This is a genomic window from Cellulosimicrobium sp. NPDC055967 (assembly GCF_042269845.1).
GTDB lineage: Bacteria > Actinomycetota > Actinomycetes > Actinomycetales > Cellulomonadaceae > Cellulosimicrobium.
The window spans coordinates 1-16,541 of record NZ_JBHJYJ010000022.1; the positions used below are offsets into that span (position 1 = coordinate 1).

The 16,541-nt window shown below is 74.3% G+C and carries 18 protein-coding genes and 1 tRNA gene; 15 read left to right on the forward strand and 4 right to left on the reverse strand.

Translation table 11 applies throughout. The features are described from left to right. Positions 1 to 108 precede the first annotated feature (108 nt). The 11 genes from proB (at position 109) to ACFC2L_RS19040 (ending at position 9,394) form a co-directional block, all read left to right on the forward strand. Positions 109 to 1,254 carry a glutamate 5-kinase gene (gene proB / locus ACFC2L_RS18990; protein ID WP_375825957.1) on the forward strand — a complete coding sequence of 382 codons (1,146 nt, stop codon included), beginning with the start codon at positions 109 to 111 and terminating at the stop codon, positions 1,252 to 1,254. A 53-nt stretch (positions 1,255 to 1,307) separates the two neighbouring features. Then, positions 1,308 to 2,654, forward strand: a complete 1,347-nt coding sequence (locus ACFC2L_RS18995; protein ID WP_375825908.1) for a glutamate-5-semialdehyde dehydrogenase — start codon at positions 1,308 to 1,310, stop codon at positions 2,652 to 2,654. Between the two features lie 191 nt (positions 2,655 to 2,845). Beyond that, complete coding sequence (locus tag ACFC2L_RS19000; RefSeq protein ID WP_021483496.1) at positions 2,846 to 3,001, forward strand: hypothetical protein; 156 nt, start codon at positions 2,846 to 2,848, stop codon at positions 2,999 to 3,001. Positions 3,002 to 3,044: 43 nt separating this feature from the next. After that, the gene (gene nadD, locus ACFC2L_RS19005) at positions 3,045 to 3,650 is read left to right on the forward strand and encodes a nicotinate-nucleotide adenylyltransferase (RefSeq protein ID WP_253050436.1); all 606 of its coding nucleotides are present in this window, start codon (positions 3,045 to 3,047) and stop codon (positions 3,648 to 3,650) included. Further along, positions 3,643 to 4,752: a hypothetical protein gene (locus tag ACFC2L_RS19010; RefSeq protein ID WP_375825909.1), complete on the forward strand. Its 1,110-nt coding sequence runs from the start codon at positions 3,643 to 3,645 to the stop codon at positions 4,750 to 4,752. The genes nadD and ACFC2L_RS19010 overlap by 8 nt, the downstream gene beginning before the upstream one ends. 25 nt (positions 4,753 to 4,777) lie before the next feature. After that, positions 4,778 to 5,224, forward strand: coding sequence for a ribosome silencing factor (gene rsfS / locus ACFC2L_RS19015; RefSeq protein WP_375825910.1), 447 nt, complete (start codon positions 4,778 to 4,780; stop codon positions 5,222 to 5,224). Further along, positions 5,221 to 5,901: a histidine phosphatase family protein gene (locus ACFC2L_RS19020; RefSeq protein ID WP_375825911.1), complete on the forward strand. Its 681-nt coding sequence runs from the start codon at positions 5,221 to 5,223 to the stop codon at positions 5,899 to 5,901. Before rsfS ends, ACFC2L_RS19020 begins: the two co-directional genes overlap by 4 nt. Positions 5,902 to 5,980: 79 nt before the next feature. Then, positions 5,981 to 6,053: transfer RNA gene (locus tag ACFC2L_RS19025), tRNA-Ala, on the forward strand. Between the two features lie 222 nt (positions 6,054 to 6,275). After that, the gene (locus tag ACFC2L_RS19030) at positions 6,276 to 7,082 is read left to right on the forward strand and encodes a hypothetical protein (protein ID WP_375825912.1); all 807 of its coding nucleotides are present in this window, start codon (positions 6,276 to 6,278) and stop codon (positions 7,080 to 7,082) included. A gap of 44 nt (positions 7,083 to 7,126) precedes the next feature. Beyond that, the gene (locus tag ACFC2L_RS19035) at positions 7,127 to 7,900 is read left to right on the forward strand and encodes a MerR family DNA-binding transcriptional regulator (protein WP_375825913.1); all 774 of its coding nucleotides are present in this window, start codon (positions 7,127 to 7,129) and stop codon (positions 7,898 to 7,900) included. Between the two features lie 156 nt (positions 7,901 to 8,056). Next, a complete protein-coding gene (locus ACFC2L_RS19040) occupies positions 8,057 to 9,394 on the forward strand; it encodes a hypothetical protein (RefSeq protein WP_375825914.1) in 1,338 nt (445 codons plus the stop codon). A gap of 16 nt (positions 9,395 to 9,410) precedes the next feature. Here the strand turns inward: ACFC2L_RS19040 and ACFC2L_RS19045 are convergent, their stop codons facing one another. Then, positions 9,411 to 10,385: an SH3 domain-containing protein gene (locus ACFC2L_RS19045; RefSeq protein WP_375825915.1), complete on the reverse strand. Its 975-nt coding sequence runs from the start codon at positions 10,383 to 10,385 to the stop codon at positions 9,411 to 9,413. Positions 10,386 to 10,556: 171 nt separating this feature from the next. Between ACFC2L_RS19045 and ACFC2L_RS19050 the strand changes: the two genes are divergently transcribed. Next, entirely contained in the window at positions 10,557 to 11,402 is an 846-nt protein-coding gene (locus ACFC2L_RS19050; protein WP_375825916.1) for an aldo/keto reductase, read from the forward strand. A gap of 80 nt (positions 11,403 to 11,482) precedes the next feature. Here the strand turns inward: ACFC2L_RS19050 and ACFC2L_RS19055 are convergent, their stop codons facing one another. The 3 genes from ACFC2L_RS19055 to ACFC2L_RS19065 form a co-directional block, all read right to left on the reverse strand. Then, the gene (locus ACFC2L_RS19055) at positions 11,483 to 11,932 is read right to left on the reverse strand and encodes a hypothetical protein (protein WP_375825917.1); all 450 of its coding nucleotides are present in this window, start codon (positions 11,930 to 11,932) and stop codon (positions 11,483 to 11,485) included. Positions 11,933 to 12,024: 92 nt separating this feature from the next. After that, positions 12,025 to 12,957, reverse strand: coding sequence for an aldo/keto reductase family oxidoreductase (locus ACFC2L_RS19060; RefSeq protein WP_375825918.1), 933 nt, complete (start codon positions 12,955 to 12,957; stop codon positions 12,025 to 12,027). Between the two features lie 43 nt (positions 12,958 to 13,000). Further along, entirely contained in the window at positions 13,001 to 13,861 is an 861-nt protein-coding gene (locus ACFC2L_RS19065) for an aldo/keto reductase (RefSeq protein WP_375825919.1), read from the reverse strand. Positions 13,862 to 14,023: 162 nt separating this feature from the next. Between ACFC2L_RS19065 and ACFC2L_RS19070 the strand changes: the two genes are divergently transcribed. From ACFC2L_RS19070 to ACFC2L_RS19080, 3 genes are read left to right on the forward strand one after another with little or no spacing between them, the layout of a single operon-like run. After that, entirely contained in the window at positions 14,024 to 14,977 is a 954-nt protein-coding gene (locus ACFC2L_RS19070; protein ID WP_375825920.1) for a LysR family transcriptional regulator, read from the forward strand. Then, a complete protein-coding gene (locus tag ACFC2L_RS19075; protein ID WP_375825921.1) occupies positions 14,974 to 16,254 on the forward strand; it encodes an MFS transporter in 1,281 nt (426 codons plus the stop codon). Before ACFC2L_RS19070 ends, ACFC2L_RS19075 begins: the two co-directional genes overlap by 4 nt. Positions 16,255 to 16,263: 9 nt before the next feature. Then, entirely contained in the window at positions 16,264 to 16,515 is a 252-nt protein-coding gene (locus ACFC2L_RS19080; RefSeq protein WP_375825922.1) for a hypothetical protein, read from the forward strand. The last annotated feature ends 26 nt before the right edge of the window (positions 16,516 to 16,541 follow it).

The window sequence follows — 16,541 nt, forward strand, 5'->3', positions numbered from 1 at the left end:
GCACGACCCCGCGTACGGCCGACTGCTCGCCCGGCCCGACAACGCGCACGCCCTGGCGGGGTCCTGGTCCGTGAAATCCTGCGCGCCCGCGACCGTCCGGCGGCGATGATGGGACGCGTGAACGCGCTGTCCTCCCGCTCCGAGATCGCCTCCGCCCACCGCGTGGTGGTGAAGATCGGCTCGTCCTCGCTCACCGGCGCGGACGGTCACCTCGACCTCACGGCCCTGCGGGCGCTCGTCGACGTCCTCGCGGCGCGACGCGCGGCGGGCGGCCAGGTCGTCCTGGTCACGTCCGGCGCGATCGCCGCCGGCATCGGGCCCCTGGGGCTCGCGAGCCGGCCGCGCGACCTCGCGACGGCGCAGGCGACCGCCTCGGTCGGCCAGGGCATGCTCGTCGCCCGCTACACGGAGGCGTTCGCGGGGCACGGGCTGCGCGTCGGACAGGTGCTGCTCACCGCGGAGGACACCGTGCGCCGCGGGCACTACCGCAACGCCCAGCGCTCGCTCGAGCGGCTGCTCGACCTCGGCGTCGTGCCCATCGTCAACGAGAACGACGCCGTCGCGACCGACGAGATCCGGTTCGGCGACAACGACCGCCTCGCCGCGCTCGTCTCCCACCTCGTGCGGGCCGACGCGATGGTGCTGCTCACCGACGTCGACGGCCTGTACGACGGCCCGCCGTCGCGCCCCGGCACGCGCCGGATCGCCGAGGTGCGTTCTCCCGCCGACATCGAGGGTGTCGAGGTCACGGGCCGGGGGAGCGCGGTCGGGACGGGCGGCATGCTCACCAAGCTCGAGTCCGTCTCCATCGCGACCGGCACGGGCATCCCCGTGGTGCTCACGAAGGCGCAGAACGCCGCCGCCGCGCTCGCGGGCGACGCCGTCGGGACGTGGTTCGCCGCGACCGGCAAGCGGACGACGCGCAGGCGCCTCTGGCTCGCGCACGCCGCGCGCACGCGGGGCCGGCTCGTCCTCGACGACGGCGCCGTGAAGGCCGTGCAGGGCGGGCGCGCTTCGCTCCTGCCCGCGGGCGTCACGGCCGTCGAGGGGGAGTTCGACGCCGGGGACCCGGTCGAGCTCGTGACGTCGGACGGGCGCGTGGTCGCCCGCGGGCTCGTCGCGTTCGAGTCCCGCGACATCCCCGACCTCCTCGGTCGGTCTACGGGCGAGCTGCGCGCCGCGCTGGGCGAGGGCTACGACCGCGAGGTCGTGCACCGCGACGACCTGGTCCTGGTGCGCAAGCGGGCCCGCTGACCGGCCGTCGGACGGCGCCCCCGGCGCGAGGCCGACCGACGTAGGCTCGGTCCATGACCACCACCGAGGACGCGCCCGTCGTCGCGGGCGCCACCGAGCCCCAGCCCGCCGGTCCGGCCGCAGCCGGCACCGGGACCGACGTCGCGACGGCCGTCGAGGACGTCGCGCGCCGCGCCAAGGTCGCCTCGCGCACGCTGGCCACCGCCACGCGCGCGACCAAGGACGCCGCCCTCCTCGCACTCGCCGACGCGCTCGTCGCGGCGACGGACGAGATCGTGGCCGCGAACGCGGTCGACCTCGCGCGCGAGCGCGCGAACGGCATGAGCGAGGGCCTGCTCGACCGGCTCGCGCTCGACGGCCCGCGCATCGTCGCGATCGCCGACGCGCTGCGGGCGCTCGCCGGCCTGCCGGACCCGGTGGGGGAGGTCGTGCGCGGCTCGACGCTGCCGAACGGGCTGCGCCTGCGCCAGCTGCGCGTGCCCATGGGCGTGGTCGGCATGATCTACGAGGCGCGGCCGAACGTGACGGTCGACGCCGCGGGGCTCGCGCTGAAGAGCGGCAACGCCGTGATCCTGCGCGGCGGGTCCGCGGCGGCGAGCTCGAACGAGGTGATCGTGGGCGTGCTCGCCCGCGCGCTCGAGGCGCAGGGGCTGCCCGGCGACCTCGTGCAGTCGATCGACCGCCACGGGCGTCCGGGCGCCGTCGCGCTCATGCACGCGCGCGGGCTCGTCGACGTGCTGGTGCCGCGCGGCGGGGCCGCCCTCATCCGCACGGTGGTGCGCGAGTCGACCGTGCCCGTCATCGAGACCGGCGTCGGCAACGTCCACGTGTACGTCGACGCGAGCGCCGACCGCGCCATGGCGCTCGAGATCCTGCTCAACGCCAAGACCCAGCGCGTGGGCGTGTGCAACGCCGCCGAGACCCTTCTGGTCCACGCGGACGCCGCACCCGACTTCCTGCCCGCCGCCCTCGCGGCGCTCGCCGCGGCGGGCGTCGTCCTGCACGGCGACGACCGCACGGCCGGTCTCGCGCCCGAGGGCACCGAGGTGCTCGCGGCCACCGACGAGGACTGGGCGACCGAGTACCTCGCGCCGGAGATCGCCGTGCGCGTCGTCGACGACCTCGACGCCGCGATCGAGCACGTCCGCACGTGGACGTCCGGGCACACCGAGGCGATCGTCACGCGCGACCTCGCGTCCTCGGAGCGGTTCGTCGCCGAGCTCGACTCCGCCGCCATCATGGTCAACGCCTCGACGCGCTTCACCGACGGCGGCCAGTTCGGCCTCGGTGCGGAGATCGGCATCTCGACGCAGAAGCTCCACGCGCGCGGTCCCATGGGCCTGGCCGAGCTCACGACGACGAAATGGGTCGTGCACGGCGACGGTCACGTTCGTCCGTGACGCGTGCTTCGTCGGCAAGTACCTGATACCTGCCGGACCGGGCCGCCGGGCGGTCGTGAGAGACTGGTCGGCGACCGGAGCCCGTCCGGTCCGCCGTCGGGCCGGTCCCGGCGGGCGTACCGTTCCACCGCACCACCCCGGACCGCGGCACGACACCGTCCGCCCCGGGGACGACCTTCGAGGAGGACGTCGTGATCTCTGCCGTCGTGCTGGCCGCCGAGGAAGGCGCCGAGGCCGCGTCGCACCTGCCCATCCCGCCGCTCGCCTACGGGCTGCTCGGGTTCGGCGGGCTCGTGGCCCTGCTGCTCGTGACCTACGCGTTCCGCAGCGTCGGCACGCGGCACTGACCGGTAGCGAACGACGGAAGCGCCCGCGACCGATGACGTCCCGATGAGCCCGCGCCGTCCCCGACTGGGGGTGATGGGTGGCACGTTCGACCCCATCCACCACGGCCACCTCGTCGCGGCGAGCGAGGCCGCGGCGCGGTTCGACCTCGACGAGGTCGTGTTCGTCCCCACGGGCAAGCCGTCGTTCAAGCAGCACCAGAGCGTCAGCCCGGCCGAGCACCGGTACCTCATGACGGTCATCGCGACCGCCTCGAACCCGCGGTTCACGGTGAGCCGGGTCGACGTCGACCGGCCGGGACTGACCTACACGGTCGACACGCTGCGCGACCTGCGGGCCGCGCGACCGGACGCAGAGCTGTTCTTCATCACGGGTGCGGACGCGATCGAGCAGATCCTGACCTGGAAGGATGCCGACGAGCTGTGGAAGATGGCACACTTCGTGGCTGTCTCCCGCCCGGGCCACAGCCTGAGCGTCGAGGGTCTGCCGCCGGGCGTGGTCACCACGCTCGAGGTCCCGGCCCTCGCCATCTCGTCGACGGACTGCCGTCGGCGTGCGGAGGCGGGCCAGCCGGTGTGGTACCTGGTTCCGGACGGCGTGGTCCAGTACATCGCCAAGCACGGTTTGTATCGAGGTCAGCACGATGAGTGACAACGGCAGCAACATGCAGCCCGTCCGCCCCCTCACGCGGCGCGAGATGCGCGAGCGCGAGCAGGCGGCCGCGGCCGAGCGGTCCGCGCAGCCCGGCACGCCTCCACCCGCCCCGGCGCCCGGCGCCGGCGGGTGGCAGCAGCCTGCCCCGGCGCGGCCCGCCGCTCCGGCGACACCGCCGCCGTCGCGCCGCACCCTGCGCGAGACGACCGGCCCGACGGACTACCCGTCGCAGCCGTCCGTCGTCCGTCCTCCGGCCGCCTCGGGCGGCATGCGGGGCCTCGACGAGACGGGCCGCCTCACCCCGGTCCAGGAGACCGCGGAGCGGGTCGCCATCCGCCCGCCGGCTCCGACGCCCGTGGTGCCGACGCGCACGAGCTCCCGCCCGCCCGCGGGCACGCCGCGGCCCGCCGCGCCGGGTGCCACCGGCCCCGTCCGTCCCGCGACGCCGTCCGCCCCCGTGGGTGGGTTCGGTGCCGCACCGGTCGGCCGGGTCGGAGCGCCCGAGGCGCCGCCTGCCCAGCCGCAGCGGCTGTCTGCCTTCTCGGCCCCCGCGGCAGCACCTGCCGCGCCCCCCGCCACGCCGGCTCCCGCACCCGCCCCGTCGCCGTGGGGCGCGACCGCGGCGCCCGCGCCCGAGCGCACGCCGGCCGCCACGCGACCCGCGGCTCCGCCCGCTGCGGCCGCGCCTGCCGAGGCACCGGGGGCCGCGCTCCCGTGGTCGGCGATCACGTCCGGGTCGGCGCCCGAGCCGGCGGGCGCGGGCCGCGGGCCCGCGTCTCCGTTCGGCGGCGTGCGCGAGACGGCGGCCGCGGCACCCGCCGCCGCGGGCGGCTCGTCCGACGACCTCTTCCCCCGGGTGCGCGGCCGCGCCGACGAGATCGACGACGAGGCGGACGACGACCTCGACGACGAGCCGCGCGGTCCCTCGTACACGTGGCTGCACTACCTCATCCTCGTCGCCGTGGCGTTCGTCCTCGGCCTGCTCGTGTGGACGCTCGTCTCGCGCGACGACCCGGGTCTCGCCACCGAGGACACGAGCGCCTCGGCGACCGTCGTGCCGACGTGGGACGACCCCGGCACCCTCGACACCGGCCGCTGAGCGGCCGCACCACGAACGGAGACACGTGACTGCCACCGAACGAGCCGTAGAGCTCGCCGTCATCGCGGCGCGGGCGGCGTCCGACCGCAAGGCCGAGGAGATCATCGCGCTCGACGTGAGCGAGCAGCTCGTCCTCACCGACGTGTTCCTCATCGCGTCCGGGTCGAGCGAGCGCCAGGTCTCGGCGATCGTCGACGCGGTCGAGGAGGCGATGTTCAAGGCGGGGTCCAAGCCGATCCGCCGCGAGGGCAAGCAGGAGGCCCGCTGGGTCCTCGTCGACTTCGGCGACGTCGTCGTGCACGTGCAGCACTCGGAGGACCGCGTCTACTACGCGCTCGAGCGCCTGTGGAAGGACTGCCCCGTCGTCGAGCTCCCCGAGGACGCGCGCGGCGGCGACGGCGCGGCCGACGATGCCGACGACACGACCCGCGGCGACGGCGCCATCCGCCTCTCGGGGGAGCCCCTGGCGTGAGCGCCGGCACGCTCGTCCTCCTGCGCCACGGCCGGACGGCGTACAACGCCACGATGCGCCTGCAGGGCCAGGTCGACATCCCGCTCGACGGCGTCGGGCAGTGGCAGGCCGAGCACGGCGCGAAGGCGCTCGCGAGCGCGCACCGCGCGACGCGCGTCGTGGCGTCGGACCTCGTGCGCGCCACCGACACCGCGCGCGCGTACGCGGGCGCGATCGGCGCGGACGTCCAGCTCGACCCTCGACTGCGCGAGCGCGGCTTCGGGGAGTGGGAGGGGCTCACGGGCCCGGAGATCGCCGAGCGGTGGCCCGAGGAGTACGCGGCGTGGCGCCGGGGCGAGGAGCCCACGCGCGCGGGCGCCGAGACCAAGGCCGCCGTCGCGGCGCGCCTCGTGGAGGCCGTCACCGAGCACGTCGAGGCCCTGGAGCACGACGACACGCTCGTCGTCGTGTCCCACGGCGCCGCGATCACGCTCGCCGTCACCGCGCTGCTCGGGCTGGACCCCGAGGGCTGGCGCGGGATCTCCGGCCTGCACAACGTCCACTGGTCCCACCTGCACCGCTCCGCCCCCGCCGCGACGCCCGCGTGGCGCCTCGTGGCGCACAACGTCGGCGCCGGGTTCCCGCTCGACGAGTGGAACGCGGGACCGGATTGGAATCTGGAGCCGGTTTCTGCGTAGACTAGCGACGCTCCGCAGGACGGGAAACCGGTCGGGGGAGTGTTCATCCAGTGTTTGACCAGGATCTTCGCAGATCCACGGGGCTGTGGCGCAGCTGGTAGCGCACCTGCATGGCATGCAGGGGGTCAGGGGTTCGAGTCCCCTCAGCTCCACCCGTCAACGGTCGAAGGCCACGTCAGATCCCGCACAGGGATCGGACGTGGCCTTCGTCGTTCCGCCGCCAGCCATGACCGGTCCGACGACGCCCTGCGGGTCCCGGCGCCGCAGGCGGTCGGCTCTCGGCGGGATCTTGACTACGACGCAGCGTCATAGTTGAGACTGGACGCGTGGCGCAGAGACGGGACTGGTGGAGAGCGACACATCGGGCGCAAGCCGTGCTCACGATCGTGGTCGTTCTCACGTTGCTGGTGCTGAACCGCGTCGGCGCGGTCAGCGGCGGCACGGCTCTGCGCCTGTTCCTGATGATCGAGCTGCCGATGGTCATCGCGCTCGTGACGGTCTCGGTGCTGCGCTTCCGGCGTCGTGGCCGCGAGGACGGAACGTCCGAGACGGGGGTGCTCGACAGGCTCGTGGCCGAGGAGCCGCTGCTGCGTCCTGCCGTCGCCGAGCTCAGGGCGTTCGGGAGTCTGGTGCTCGCCGCCCGCCGGAAGCGCAAGGTTCCTCCGGGGGCCGCCTGGTTCGGCTACACCCGAGGGACGATGGCGTTCCCTGCGGTGATGATCGGTGTGAGCATCGTGGAGCTGGTGGTCGCGCACCTCCTGGTGCCCTGGGTGTGGCTACGGCTCGTCATGCTCGTCCTCACGGTCTGGGGAGTGCTGTTCGTCTGCGGGTACTTCGCGTCCCGCATCGTGCACCCGCATCTCGTCACCGACGAGACGCTCCAGATGCGCTGGGGGCGTCACGTGGTCCTCACGACGCCCTTGACCAACGTCGTCGCCGTCACTGCGCACGTCAACCACGCACACACGCAACCAGTCATCGAGGGCGGGCGACTGGTCCTCACGCAGTTCCAGAGCACGAACGTGCTCGTCCGATTCGCGGACCCGGTCGCCGCGTCAGCCCCCGTGCCGAGGAAGCACCTCCCGGCGGACTTCCGTGCCACCGAGGTGCAGCTGTACGTCGACGACCCCGAGGCTCTCCTGCGGACGTTTCGACCGTCGCCCTCCGCGGTGACGAGATGACCGCAGAAGGGAGGGCGCCAGGCGACGGGACTGATGGCGAGGTGGTGCTGCGCAGCCACGATCTGGCGAAGCTTGCCGGGACGACTCCCCGTGCCCTGCGGCACTACCACAAGGTCGGGCTGCTGCCCGAGGCGCCGCGTGACCCGAACGGGTACCGGCGTTACGGCCCAGGCGATCTCGTCAGGGTGCTCCGTATTCGGCAGCTTTCCGGGAGCGGAATGCCCCTGCGCAAGATCGGGAGCGTCCTCGAGCACGACACCACGAACCTGGATCGTCTCTTGGCCGACCTCGACCACGAGCTGGAGGAGCAGGCCGAACGCATCGCCGCGCAACGGAGGGCTCTTGCCGATCTGCGCAGACTCTCGGTCCAGACCGGACGGTTCAGCAACGCCGAGCAGCCGACGGCGACCCAACAGCTCGACCACGACGTCTGGACGCTGGTCACCGCGACCGGCGGAGTCGACGCCGACACCGCCACCGCGGTGCTCGACGTGCTGCACGGCGACGGACTGGCCGAGCAGGTCGCGACCTGGTACCCCGAGTTCGAGCAGCTCGAAGCGCAGGCCCACGTCGATGCGGCGACCGTGGATCGGCTCGTCGCACAGATGGTGAGCTTCGCGGACACGGTCGTGGAGGCCGCGGGGTTCACGCCCGCTGACGACGAGCACCCCGTCATGGCGCTGATCGAGCAGATGCAGGCCGGCGCGCTCGCCCCGGCGCAACGCGACGTGTGGAGCGCGTTCCTGGCCGTGATCGAGGAGCGATGGACGGGCGGTCCCTCGCTGACGGAGGCCCGTGACGAACCACCAGATGGCTGAACCGCGCGTGAGCGGGGGGTGCGCGACGGCGTCGCGGACGGGCGAACGCCCGGGCCTCGGACGGGACCGATAGGGTCGCGAGGACACCGCTCGCGGTGTCGGCGCCGTCGCAGCCCCGGTGCCGTCCTGACCCCTGTGCAGTGAACGGAGTCCCACATGTCGGGTCCGACCGACGTCCTCGCCGTGCTCTCTGGTGCCGTGGGCGCGGCGCGCGCGGAGCAGCTGCTGGCCCGGTTCGACCGGTACTCGAACCAGCCCAACGCGGTCAGGGGCGCCTCGCGGCTCCCGAGCGATCCCGCGCTGGAGCGCGCTGCCCTGCGGGTGTTCGAGGACCCGGACCTCGGGGCGGCCGACGGCCTCGCCGCGTCGAGCCTCGCAGGTGCGCTCGACGCGCGGGCGCTCTGGGCGCTCCTCGCGCTCGCGGCCCGGGCGGACGTGACCGTCCTCGACCGGCTCCCGGCCGAGGCGGCCGAGCGGGGCGCCCCGAAGGTCGCGTCGATCCGCCGGGCGGTCGCGAAGCACGCGGCGACGTCAGGGTCCGCTCCTGCGTCATCTGCTCCCCCCGCCTCGCCGCCTGCGTCCGCCGGGGACGACGTCCCCGCGCTCCCGGAGAAGGTGGCGCAGGTGGCGGCCTGGGTCGCCGCGCACCCCGGTGCCGACCCGCGGTGGTTCGCCGCGCGCCCGGGGCAGCGAGCGGCCGAGCGCCGGGTCGCGCTCCGGGCGCTGGGGACCTTGGCCACCCCGGCGGCGCTCGACGTGCTCGCCGGGTACGCACGCGACAGCTACCCCGACGCGGAGCTAGCGGAGCTGCACCGCGCGTGGGGGAGGTTCGACCGGCGCACCTTCTCCGCGACGATGTTCCGTCCGGCGCGTGCCGTGCTCCAGCTCGGCGCGTGCTCGACGATCGAGGGCATCGGTGCGGTGCCAGGGCTCACGGGACTCGGTGCGGTCCTCACCGGGCCCGCCGACCTCGCGCCGCTGGCGGAGTGCACCGACCTCCGGCGGCTCCACGTGAGCGTCGTCGGCGGAGGGCTCACGGGGCTCGAGGCGCTGGTGCAGCTGCCCGCGCTCACCGAGCTGCACCTGGTCGGCGCGACCGCGGGCGCGGACCTCTCGGTGCTGCGGCACACTGCCGTCGAGCGGCTGTCGCTGAGCCTCGACGGCGCCGACGGGGGGTTCCTCACGCACGTGCCGCACCTGCGGTCGCTCAAGCTCTCGGGCGGGTCAGGCCCCGAGGACGCCGGGTACGCCGACGAGGACGGTCCTGCTCCGCTGCCCGCGCACCCCGGGCTCGTCGACGTGGTGCTGCGGCTGGTCTCCGACGGCGTCCAGGTGGTCGTCTACCGCCACGAGCGTTCCTGGGTGTCGCGGCTGACAGCCGCGGCCCCGTCCGACGTCTTCGTCGTCGAGCGCAGCGGCTACGTGGGGCTGACCCGTGACGGGTCGGACGTGGACGCCCTGGGCAGGAGGCTGTTCTCCAACGGCGTGCCGTGACCGGGCGGTCGTGGACCTACGACGTGCTGACGTGCACGTGGTCGAAGTGGTTCGCGGTCGTGCCGCCGCGGTCCTCCATGCCGGACCACGCGCTCGCGGGGTCTCCGGCCATCCAGATCTGCTGCTGGTAGATGAGGTAGGTGATCCCGAGCGCCCCGGCGTTGGCCTGGAGGTAGCGGGCGATCTCCCAGCCCGTCTCGCCCGTGATCATGATGTCCAGGGCGCGGCCCGTGCCGTGGTCGCCGCTGTCGCCCGGCCGGATCCCGCCGTAGGAGGTCACCTGCGGGAAGATCGCGCACACCGCCCGGTAGACCGCGCGGGCGTTGGACCGGAGCGACGACTCGATCCCGGAGCTCACCGAGCACGCGGCGTCGGAGATCCCGCTCGCGCCCGACCCGCCGCTCGCGGCGGTCGCCGCCGGCGCCTCCGGCTGCGAGTCCGCGAGGAAGCTGGACTTGATCCAGGCTGCCGCGCCGTCCCAGACGACCTGGCTCCACTCGCCCTCGGTCGTGCCGGTGACGTCGACGGCGGTGGCGAACGCGGCGGTCGCGACGCGCCCGGCGTCGGCCGACGGCCCGGTGCGGACGTTGACGGCGTCGGTGGTCCAGAGCTGGCCGGTGGCGACGGGGACGACCGGGGCCGGCGGGGCGACCTCGGCGGCGGGGACCACGGTGATCGTCGCCGCGGTCTCGACGAGCGGCGACTCCTGGGTCGCCGCCGGGGGAGCGACGCGCTCGGACGAGCGGCTGGCAGCGCCGGTCCCGCGCTCCACGGTCGCCCCTGCGGTCGGCTCGACGCTCAGCGGCGCGAGGTCGGGGTTGCCCTCGGCGGGCTGAGGTCCCGCACCGACGACACCTGCGCCGAGCAGCCCGACGAGCGCGATCGCCGGGAGCTTGAGCGCGCGCGCCGGGAGCGTCGGGAGGGGCAGCGCAGGGAGCCGGAACGAGCGCGCGGGCGCTGCGGGGGCGGCGCTGTGGCGGCCTCGGGACATGGTGCGCTCCGGTTCGTTCGTGGTCAGGACCGCGCCCATGTAACCAAACCGTGATCTACAAAGTCCAGCCCGGATCTCGCGCAGCAGGTCAGGGACTCATGAGCGGGAGCGCTGAGTCGCACGACCGGCAGTCGTTGGACGGCCGGACACCCGGTTCCTACGCTGGAGGGCATGACCGCTCCCACTGTCCCGACCGTGACGCTCAACTCCGGGCACACCATCCCCCAGCTCGGCTTCGGCGTCTTCCTCGTACCGCCGGACGAGGCCGAGAAGGCCGTGAGCGACGCCCTCGAGGTCGGCTACCGCCACATCGACACGGCCGCCATCTACCGTAACGAGGAGGGTGTCGGCGCCGCGATCGCGAAGAGCGGCGTCCCGCGCGACGAGCTCTTCGTCACGACCAAGCTCTGGAACGACCGCCAGTCCGGCGAGCAGCCGCACGACGCGATCCGCGAGAGCCTCGACAAGCTCGGCCTCGAGTTCGTCGACCTCTACCTCACGCACTGGCCGGCGCCCGCCCAGGACCAGTACACGAACGCCTGGGCCAAGCTCGTCGAGATCCGCGACGCCGGCCTGGCGCGCTCGATCGGCGTCTCGAACCACCTGCCGGAGCACCTCGACCGGATCGTCGCGGACACGGGCGTCGTCCCCGCCGTCGACCAGATCGAGCTGCACCCGGCGTACCAGCAGCGCGACGTGCTCGCGTGGGCGGACGCGCACGGCACGAAGATCGAGGCGTGGGGCCCGCTCGGCCAGGGCAAGTACCCGCTGTTCGAGCGGCAGGCCGTCGTCGACGCCGCGACCGCCCACGGCGTGACGCCCGCGCAGGCGGTCCTGCGCTGGCACCTGCAGCGCGGCTTCATCGTGTTTCCCAAGTCGTCGCGCAAGGAGCGCATGGCGGAGAACTTCGACCTCTTCGGCTTCGAGCTCACGGCCGACGAGGTCGCCGCGATCGACGCCCTCGACACCGGTGACGGCTCGGGTCGCGTGAGCGCGCACCCGTCCGAGGTCAACTGACCGGTACCGCAGCGAACGTACGACGAAGGGGCGCCGTCCGACAGGACAGCGCCCCTTCGTCGTGCGTTCGGGAGACCCGGTCAGCCGCAGTCGTCGCAGATGCCCGTCGCGGGCAGGACCGTGAAGCACGTGGGGCACACGGCCGGCGGCTTCTCGGGCTCGGACGCGCGGGTCGTCGTCGTGCGCCGCGGCGTGCGGGGAGCGGTCGGGGCCTTCGCCGCGGTCCGACGCGTGGGCGCCGGCGCCGCCGGGGCGGCGCCGGGGACGTCGAACCCACGCTTGCGGAGCAGGTCGGCGACGCCGACGGGGCTGTTGCGGAACTCCTCGGCCGTCGCCACGCGACCGGTCGCGTACCGGTGTGCGACGCCGAGGATCGCCTGGGCGTCGTACGCCCGGTCCTCGTGGAGGAGGGGCGTGCCCGGGGTCGCGGCGAACCCGTAGACCCCGAGGAACGCGTCCCGGCCCCGGTCGTCCCAGTCCGCGATCGCCTGGAGGATGTGCTGCCGGGTCACTGCCGAGAAGGTTGCCACGGCACGAGCCTAGACCGCCGTACGGGGCGCCCCGGACGGCCCGTGCGTGACCTTCGGCACGGGGGTCCGGGGCGCTCGCCGTCGCACGACCGTCAGGGGACGGTGTAGCCCGCGGCGCGGAACAGCTCGTACCACTCGGCGCGCGTGAGCGGCACGTCGGAGCCGAGGGCCGCGCCTGCGACGCGCTCCGGGTTCGTGGTCCCGAGCACGACCTGCATCCGTGCCGGGTGCCGCGTGATCCAGGCGGTCGCGATCGCGATGGGCGGCACGTCGTACCGTGCCGCGAGCCGGTCGATCACGGCGTTGAGCTCGGGGTACTTCTCCGAGCCGAGGAACACGCCGGTGAAGAACCCCGCCTGGAACGGCGACCACGCCTGGACCGTGATGTCGTGCAGGCGGCAGTAGTCGAGGATCCCGCCGTCGCGGCTGACCGACTGGTCGAGGCCCTGCATGTTCGCCGCGACGCCCTGCGCGACGACGGGCGCGTGCGTGATCGAGAGCTGGAGCTGGTTCGCGACGATCGGCTGCTCCACGTACCGGCGCAGCAGCTCGATCTGGCCCGGCGTGTGGTTGGACACCCCGAACGCGCGCACCTTGCCGGCGGCGTGCAGGTCGGAGAACGCGCGCGCGACCTCCTCGGGCTCGACGAGGGCGTCGGGCCGGTGCAGCAGGAGGACGTCGAGGTAGTCCGTCCGCAGCGCGTCGAGCGAGCCCTCGACGGACGCGACGAGGTGCTCGTAGGAGAAGTCGAAGTACGGGCCCTCGCGCACGATCCCGGCCTTGGACTGGATCACCCACTCCGCGCGCTCGGCGGGGGAGAGGTCGAGCGCCTCGGCGAAGCGGCGCTCGCAGCCGTGCAGGTCCGTGCCGTAGACGTCGGCGTGGTCGAGGAACGTGATGCCGGCGTCGCGGGCCGTGCGCACGAGGGTGCGGACCTCGTCGTCGGTCTTCTCCTGGATGCGCATGAGGCCGAGGACGACGTTCGGCACGACGAGGTCGGTGCCGGGCAGGGTGAAGGTCTTCATCGGTGGAGCTCCTTCGCGGGGGTGGGCGGGTTCCGGCGGGTCGTCACGCGGCGGAGAGCCGCGTGACCTCCTCCGGGGTCAGGACGAGGTCGGCGGCGGCGGCGGAGTCCTGGATCGACTCCGGCCGCGAGGCACCGGGGATGGGGATCACGACGGGCGCGAGCGCGAGCTCCCACGCGAGCGTCACCTGGTAGACGCTCACGCCGTGCGCGTCGGCGACCTCCTGGAAGACGGCGTGGCGCGCGCCGAGCTCGGCGGCGTTCGTGATGCCGCCCAGCGGGCTCCAGGGCAGGAACGCGACGCCGAGCGCCGCGCAGTGCTCGAGCTCGCCCTGGCTGGACCGGAAGCGGGGCGAGAACTGGTTCTGCACCGACGCGAGGCGGCCGCCGAGGAGCTCGTGCGCGAGGTCGATCTGCGCGACGTCGGCGTTGGAGATCCCCGCCTGCTCGATCACGCCCTCGTCGAGCAGCTCGACGAGCGCACCGACCGAGTCGGCGTACGGGACGGCCGGGTCGGGGCGGTGGAACTGGTAGAGGCCGATCGCGTCGACCCCGAGCCGGCGCGCGGACTCCTTCGCGGCCCGCTTGAGGTAGGCCGGGTCGCCGTCGCGGGTCCAGGTGCCGTCGCCGGGGCGCAGGTGACCGCCCTTGGTCGCGACGAGGACGCCGGACGTGTCGGCGCCGGAGGAGCGCAGGGCGCGCGCGATGAGCTCCTCGTTGTGCCCGACCTCGTCGGCGTGCAGGTGGTAGGCGTCGGCCGTGTCGATCAGCGTGACGCCCGCGTCGAGCGCGGCGTGGATCGTCGCGACGGACCGGGCCTCGTCCGGGCGACCCTCGATCGACATCGGCATGCCGCCGAGACCGATCGCGGAGACCGTCCGGGATCCGAGACTGCGCTGCTGCATGGGGGACTTCCTCACGGGTCAGAGGTAGAAGGGACGTCGCCCGCCCGCGAGGCGGGAGGCCGGGCGGTGCGAGACGACCGACCGGGACTGCTCGAGCCTAGGAAGCGATAACCTAGAAGTCCAACAACTAGTAGTTGTCATATCGAGAAGTGCGAGTGGTCAATGGATCTTCGTCAGATGGAGTACCTCGTCGCGCTCGCGGACGAGCGCCAGTTCACCCGGGCCGCCCAGCTCGTCGGGGTCTCCCAGTCGGGCCTGTCCGCCGCGGTCCGCAGCCTCGAGGAGGAGCTGGGCGCGAGCCTGTTCACGCGCACGACGCGCCGCGTCGAGCCCACCGAGGCGGGCCTGGCGCTGCTGCCCCACGCACGCTCCATGCTCGCGCAGGCGGCCGCCGGTCGCGACGCCGTCGTCCGAGCGACGCGCGCCCTGTCCGGCTCGCTGCGCGTCGGCTCCGAGCAGTGCCTCGGCGTCCTCGACGTCACCGCGCTGCTCGAACGCTTCCACCGTCGCTACCCCCAGGTCGAGATCCACTTCGTCCAGGCGGGCTCCCACGACCTGCTCGCGCGCGTGCGCGAGGGCGACCTCGACGTCGCGTTCGTCGCGACCACCGAGCACCTGGGGTCGCTGTCCCAGACGGTCCTGGGGAGCGAGCCGCTCGTGCTCGTGTGCGCGCCCGAGCACCCGCTCGCCGCGCGCGGCCGGGTCGACTGGGCCGACCTCTCCGGCCAGGAGTTCGTCGACTTCGACCCCTCGTGGGGCGCGCGTCCCGTCAACGACGCGACGTGCGCGGCGCACGGCGTCCACCGGCGCGTGCGCTGCTCGGTCAACGACGTGCACACGCTCCTCGAGCTCGTCGACCGCGGCCTCGGCATCGCGCTCGTGCCCCGCCACGTCGCCGCGAAGCCGCAGGCCGAGCGCCTCGTCACGCTCGCGCTGCCGGAGGGCGGCGCGCCGAGCTGGGTCGTGTCGGTCGTGACCGGGCGCTGGGACAGCACCGCGTCCGCCGCGCCCCAGCTCCTCGAGCTCCTCGCCGACGCTCCCGCGTGCCGCGGGGTGGAGGTGGCGCGACCCGACGGCGAGCCGGTGGGCGTCGAGGTCGCGGCGGAGGTGCGGTGACCGCCCCGGCGGGCACCGACGCGCCGCTCTTCCCGCTCCGCAGCGTCGTCCTCGGCGCGTTCGTCCCGACGCTCGTCCTCGAGATCGGCGTCGGCGCGATGCTGCCCGTGGTCGCGGTCACCGCGACCGGGCGCGGCGCGAGCCTCACGGTCGCCGGGCTCGTCGCCGCGCTCGTCCCGATCGGCAAGATCCTGTTCGACCTCCCGGCCGGAGCCCTCGCCCAGCGGCTCGGAGACCGCGCGGCGATGCTCCTCGCGGGCGGCGTCGCAGCATCCGCCTTCACGACGATCGCGCTCACGCCGAGCCTGGGGGGCCTCGCCGCGGGCGTGCTCGCGCTCGGGGCGTCGACCGCCGTCTTCAACCTCGCCCGGCAGGCGTACCTCACGGAGATCACCCCGCCCCTGCGGCGAGCTCGCGTCCTGTCCACGCTCGCGGGCGTGCACCGTATCGGCCTGTTCCTCGGCCCGTTCGCCGGGGCCGCGGTCATCGCGGCGACGGACGTGCGGGGCGCCTACTGGCTCGGGGCGGGGGCGGCGCTCGCCGCGGTGGCGGTGCTCGCCGTCGTGCGCCCGGACGCGAGCGAGCGCGACGGTCGGGCCCGCTCCCGGGCTGGCCGTGCGGCGGGCGGACCACGCGTCACGATCGCCGCCGTCGCGCGCGAGCACCGGCGTCTCTTCGCGACGCTCGGCGTCGCGATCCTCCTCGTGAGCGCGGTCCGCGGGGCGCGCCAGACCGTCATCCCGCTCTGGGGCGAGCACCTCGGGCTGGACGCGGAGGTGACGTCGTTGGTCTTCGGCGTCTCCGGCGCGCTCGACATGCTGCTGTTCTACCCGGCGGGCAAGGTCATGGACCGGTTCGGGCGACTGTGGGTCGCCGTGCCGTCGATGCTCACCATGGCCGTCGGCCTCGCGCTCCTGCCCCTCGCCCACACGGTGGGCGCGGTGACCGTCGTCGCGGCCGTGCTCGGGATCGGCAACGGGATGGGGTCGGGCATCGTCATGACGCTCGGGGCCGACGTCGCCCCGGCGGCCGTGCGCCCGACCTTCCTCAGCGTGTGGCGGCTCTTCCAGGACACCGGCGACGCGCTCGGCCCCCTCGTGCTCTCGGCGGGTGCCGCGCTGGGGTCGCTCGCGGCGGGCGTCTGGGCGACGTCGCTCCTCGGCGCGGGGTCCGCGGCGGCCCTCGCGCGCTGGGTGCCGCGCTACTCGCCGCTCGCGAACCTCGTGCCGCCGCGCGCCGGGCAAAAGGCCGTGCGCGTGCCGTCCGACGCGCCCTAGCGTGGCGGAATGACGAGCGACCGCACGCCCCCCGACCCGTTTCCCGACCCGTTCGACCACCAGGTGACCAAGGACGGTCGCGTCCGGGTCGCACGTGGCGGTCGCGTCGTCGTCACCGTCGCGGGGGCGGCGGCCGACCGGCTCGTCGCGGCCCTGGAGCGGGCCGAGGCGCGCGACGACGAGGGCGAGGTGCAGCTCCTGCTCGCCCGGGCGACGGGGAACTACCGCCGGGGCAACGAGAAGCGCGCCCACCGGCCGTGACGCAGGTCACGCGCGGGCGTGTCACG